Below are 1,399 nucleotides of genomic sequence, written 5' to 3' on the forward strand. Positions count from 1 at the left end.
AGGTCGCGGCTTGAGCCCGTCCCGGTGATCGTGACCGAGGCGATCAGGCCGGGGTTGCCGGAGACGGCCGTGACGGTGATCCCCTGGCCCGACTCGTTCGCCGGCAGGCCGGGGCTGATCCCCGTGATCGTGACCGTCTGCTCCCCGGCGTCCTCAAGAATGGCCGCCGGATCCGTGATGTCGTCCAGCGTCGGGGCGTCGTTGACCGGCGTGACGGTCACGTCAAACGAATCGGTGACAAACAGCCCCGCCTCGTCCGTGGCCCGCACGACCAGCGTCGCCACGCCGTTCTGGTTCGCCAGCGGCGTGATGGTCAGCACCGACCCGGCCCGCGTGACCGACACCACTCCCGGCGCCGAGTTCGAGTCGACCGAGAACACGAGATTGGCCGTCGCCGTCTCCGTGTCGCTGAAGTAATCCGCCAGGTCCACCGTGAACGACCCCGAATCCTCCGCCTTCGTCTGGTCCGGAATCGACGTGGTCACCGGGGCATCGTTCCGGACGATGCTCACCGTTGTGTCGTCGGACAACCCGCCGGAATCGGTCACCCGGACCGTCAGGTTATAGGTGCCGGTCGCCACTGTGGCGTCAGGCAGCGTGATGACCCCGGTGGTCGGATTAATGGCAAAGACGCTCGACGGATCGCCGCCGACAATCGAGAACGTCTTGCTGTCAACCGCGTCAACGTCCGTCGCCGTCACGGTTCCGATCACCGAATTGGCGGCGAGGGTCGTGTTGTAAATGAAAGCATACGGTTCGCCGGTGATCGTCGGGGCTTCGTTCTTGTCGTTGATCGAGATGGTGAAGTCCTTCGAGAAGGACAGGCCGCCCGAGTCCGTCGAGATCACGTGAACCGTGTAGCTGTTCTTGGTCTCGAAGTCGAAGGTGGCGTTCGTCGTCAGCGCCCCCGTCGTCGGGTTGATGAGGAACTTGGCGTTGTCGTTGCCGGTTCCGGTCAGAGAGTAAGTGAAGCTGTCCACGGCGTCCGGGTCTGCCGTCGTCACCGTTCCCACCGCGGCTCCCGTCGCCAGGTTCTCGTTCACCGTCGCGTTGTCGAGCGACAGGTTGGTCGGGGCGTCGTTCTTGTCGTTGATCGTGATGGTGAAGTCCTTCGAGAAGGACAGGCCACCCGAGTCCGTCGAGGTCACGTGAACCGTGTAGCTGCTCTTGGCCTCGAAGTCGAAGGTGGCGTTGGTCGTCAGCGCCCCCGTCGCCGGGTTGATGAGGAACTTCGCGTTGTCGTTCCCCGTCCCCGTCAGCGAATACGTGAAGCTGTCCACGGTGTCCGGGTCGGTCGTCGTCACCGTCCCCACGGTGGCGCCGGGGGCCAAATTCTCGTTCACCGTCGCGTTGTCGAGCGACAGGTTGGTCGGGGCGTCGTTCGTGTCGTTCACCGTGA

At 64.3% G+C, this 1,399-nt stretch carries 1 protein-coding gene; it reads right to left on the reverse strand.

Features of this window, described 5'->3' with window-relative positions; genetic code table 11:
- Nucleotides 1–1,399: cadherin repeat domain-containing protein (locus BGIM_RS54900; RefSeq protein ID WP_040891691.1), on the reverse strand; the 1,399-nt coding region annotated here is incomplete at both ends.

This window comes from Zavarzinella formosa DSM 19928 (assembly GCF_000255705.1).
Lineage (GTDB): Bacteria > Planctomycetota > Planctomycetia > Gemmatales > Gemmataceae > Zavarzinella > Zavarzinella formosa.